This is a genomic window from Mesorhizobium sp. M5C.F.Ca.IN.020.32.2.1, from assembly GCF_004023105.1.
GTDB lineage: Bacteria > Pseudomonadota > Alphaproteobacteria > Rhizobiales > Rhizobiaceae > Mesorhizobium > Mesorhizobium wenxiniae.
Window position 1 is genome coordinate 1 of the sequence record NZ_RZSX01000698.1, and the last position, 3466, is coordinate 3466.

Here is a 3466-nt window from a genome sequence, read left to right on the forward strand (position 1 = left end):
GTTCGGGAATAGATCTTGCGTCGTCGCCTTCCGTCGTCTCAGGCAATTCAGGCTTCGGCCAGCGTCTTGCCTGCACCTTAGCGTGGTGTGGCCTGGGATTTGTCTGCATCCTGGCGATCATGGCTGATGCGGCCTTGTCCGCTGCTGCGATCAGACACGCAATGAGCAAAGCCCGCGGAAGGTTCCGTTGAAATTACACACGCCTGCGCCTTCACCGGCGGATGGCCGACAACGCGATGCCTACACCTCGTGCAGATAGAGATGATAATCCAGTTCGCTGACCGTGCGCGCCACGCGCAGATATTCGGATTGCTTGATCGCCACAAATGTACGGTGCAGGTCTTCGCCCAGTGCGCCTTTGAGGAACGTCGACGCGCGCGCGGCCTCGATCGCGGCGCGCCAGTCCACCGGCATGGTCGTGCGCGTGATTGCCGATTCGTAGCCATTGCCGGTGGTTTCGGGGCCGGGATCGAGGCCTTCGTCGAGACCCTTAGTGATGCCGGCCAGCACAGTTGCCGCTACCAGATAGGGGTTGGCGTCGACGCCCGACGGCCGGTGCTCGATACGCCGGTTTTTCGCATCACCCGCCGGCACGCGCAGCGCCACCGAGCGGTTGTTGACGCCCCAGGTCGGCGCCACCGGCGCATAGGATTGCGAAACGAAACGCCGCCATGAATTGGCGTGCGGCGCAAACACCAGCATCGATTCGGCCATGGTCTGGATGAGGCCGCCAAGGCCGCGCAGCAGCGGCAAGGACCAAGTCTCGCCGCTAGCCTCAGTGAAGACGTTCTTGCCGGCGTTGTCCCGCAGCGAGACATGGAAATGCATGCCAGAGCCGGCATATTTCTCGATCGGCTTGGCCATGAAGCAAGCGGTGACGCCGTGGCGGCGCGCCTGTGCCCGCACCAGCCGCTTCAGCATGACGAGGTCGTCGGCCGCCCGGATCACATCGTTGCGGTAGTTCAGTGTCAATTCGTACTGGCCGGGCGCATATTCGGAAATGACAGTCTCCGCCGGGATGCCTTGCATCTTGGCCGCGGCATAGATGTCGGAAAACAGTGGTTCCATGCCGTGCAGATGGTCGACGGAATAGACCTCGGTCTTGGCCGAGCGTCGGCCGTCGAGCACCGCGTGTGCCGGCTGCACCTTGCCGTCGGCGTCGCGCTCGTTGGCGAGCAGGAAGAATTCGAGCTCGAAGGCGCCGGCCGGATGCAGGCCCTTGGCCGCCAGTATCTCCACCTGACGGGCCAGCGCCAGCCGCGGATCGGAGGACATGGGCTGACCGTCGAGATGATACATCGCCATCAGCACCTGGCCGCGCGGCGGCTGTGTGCCGAACAGCGGCACCAGCGTGCCGGGGATCGGCCATGCCCGCAGGTCACCGTCGCCGGTCGTCCAGATCAGCCCCGTCTCGTGAACGTCCTCGCCGGTGATGTCGAGACCGAGGATCGAGATCGGCATGTGCCGGCCGCCCTCGAAGATGCTCTTCAATTCGTGCCGGCGCACGATCTTGCCACGCCCGACGCCATTGGCGTCGGTCAGCACTATGTCGAACGCTTCGATTTCGGGATGGGCGTCGAGAAAGGTCTGCGCCTCGGCAGGCGTCGAGCCCGAAGGTGATGTCATAATGGCGTTCAAAATTTGCTTGTGCGCTTCTCTCATGTGCAAGCTTGTCTCATGCCGCGAGCCTTGCCGCAACCGCGCCGAAGGCGGTGATCAGGCGGTTGACCTGGGTGGCGCTGGTCGCCGGCGAGATCAGCATCATGTTGTGGAACGGCGCAATCAGCACGCCGCGATTGACCAGTGCGACATGGATAGCCGCTTCGAGCTCCGGCGCGTGCGCTGTTTCCGCCTCGCCGCCATTCCTCAGCGGGCCAGGTGCGCAGATGAACTCGACGCGCGCGCCGACTCGGGCAACATGCCAGGGCAGGCGGCAACGGTCGATGACGGCGGTCAGCCCTGCGTCGAGCCGCCGCGCCAGATGGTCCATATGGTCGTAGTTCTCCTCGGTCATCACCTCTTCGAGCGTGGCGCGCATTGCCGCGAACTGCAGCGGATTGGCCGACAGCGTCGTACCCATGCCGGAATAGCCTGGTTCCTTGGCGCTGATATAGTGGGTATAGCGGCTGGCGACGTCTTCGCTCATCCCCCACACGCTGGCCGGCACGCCACCGGCGATTGGCTTGCCGAGCACGAACAGGTCCGGCTCCAAGCCGTGTTTCCTGGTGTAGCCGCCCGGACCGGTCGAGATCGTGTGCGTCTCGTCGATCAGCAGCAGGGTGCCGGTTGCGCGGGTGAGACGGCGTAGCGCGTCGTGGAAGCCGGGTTCGGGCAGCACCATGCAGGAATTGGTCAGCACCGGCTCGGTGATGACGCAGGCGATATCCTTATTCCGGAGCACGGCCTCGAGTGCCGGCACATCGTTGAACTCGATGACATCGGTCGTCCGGGTCAGGTCGCGGAATTCGCCGGCCAGTCCCGGCCGGTTGGCCGGTCTGCCGCCGACCAGCCGCACCATCGTCTCGTCGACCGAGCCGTGATAGCAGCCGTTGAAGACCAGGATCTTTTCCCGGCCGGTGATGGTGCGGGCGACGCGCAGCGCAAAACGATTAGCATCGGTCGCCGTCGTCGCAATCTGCCAGAACGGCAGGCCGAAGCGCTGTTGCAGCAACGGGCCGATCGCCACCGCATCTTCCGAAGGCAGCATGTAGGTGAGGCCGTGTCCGGCCTGCCGGCGGATGCCGCGCGCGACCGGCGGCGGCGAATGGCCGAACATCGAGCCGGTGTCGCCGAGGCAGAAATCGTCGAGCCGGTTGCCGTCGATATCGGTGATGATGGCGCCTCTGGCGCTGTCGACCAGGATCGGAAACGGCGTCGGCCAGTCGTTCATCCAGTGCATCGGCACGCCGCCGAAGAAGCCCGGCAGGCCATTGTCGGCCTTCGCTGCCGATTTCGGCCGCGCCTTACGGAAGGCTTCTGCTTCGGTCTCGCGCAAATCGGCGATGCGGGCGGCGCTAATGCCGCCCACGGACGTCTTTGAATGGTCGATTGTATGCATGAAAGCCCCTCTCATACGTCACTCTGCCAATCGGCGTGCGGAACCGCAATTGGCCGCACAGTTGTCCTGCATTGGTTCAGCGGCCACGGTGAAGAGGACGGGCGCTTGACCTGAGCGCATCCTCCAGCATCAATGCGGATAGGGTTTGTGGCTGGGGAAAGAAAGATGCGGACGATCTTCTGTGCAACAACGCTGCTGTTATCGGCCGGCTCGGCCTTCGCCACCGGCGGCATCTGGTGCTCGGCCGAGGATGCAGCGGTGAAATTCCAGGTCGAAGCCGGCGTCACCAGAGGCATGGGCGGTCCAACGTTCAATTTCCGCGGCGATCTCGAAATTCTCGGCAGACCCGTCGGCGACGATTTGCGCAAGACAGTGTTCGAGGATTCCAACCTCACGCAATACTGGCTC

General features: G+C 63.9%; 2 protein-coding genes and 1 pseudogene. 1 reads left to right on the forward strand and 2 read right to left on the reverse strand.

Going from position 1 to position 3466, the window contains the following annotated elements:
- Positions 1 to 240 precede the first annotated feature (240 nt).
- A complete protein-coding gene (locus EOA86_RS27195) occupies positions 241 to 1626 on the reverse strand; it encodes a glutamine synthetase family protein (RefSeq protein ID WP_128344513.1) in 1386 nt (461 codons plus the stop codon).
- A gap of 49 nt (positions 1627 to 1675) precedes the next feature.
- A complete protein-coding gene (locus EOA86_RS27200) occupies positions 1676 to 3058 on the reverse strand; it encodes an aspartate aminotransferase family protein (RefSeq protein ID WP_128344515.1) in 1383 nt (460 codons plus the stop codon).
- A 165-nt stretch (positions 3059 to 3223) separates the two neighbouring features.
- Here EOA86_RS27200 and EOA86_RS27205 point away from each other — a divergent pair.
- A pseudogene (locus EOA86_RS27205) lies at positions 3224 to 3466 on the forward strand (hypothetical protein); the annotation flags it as partial.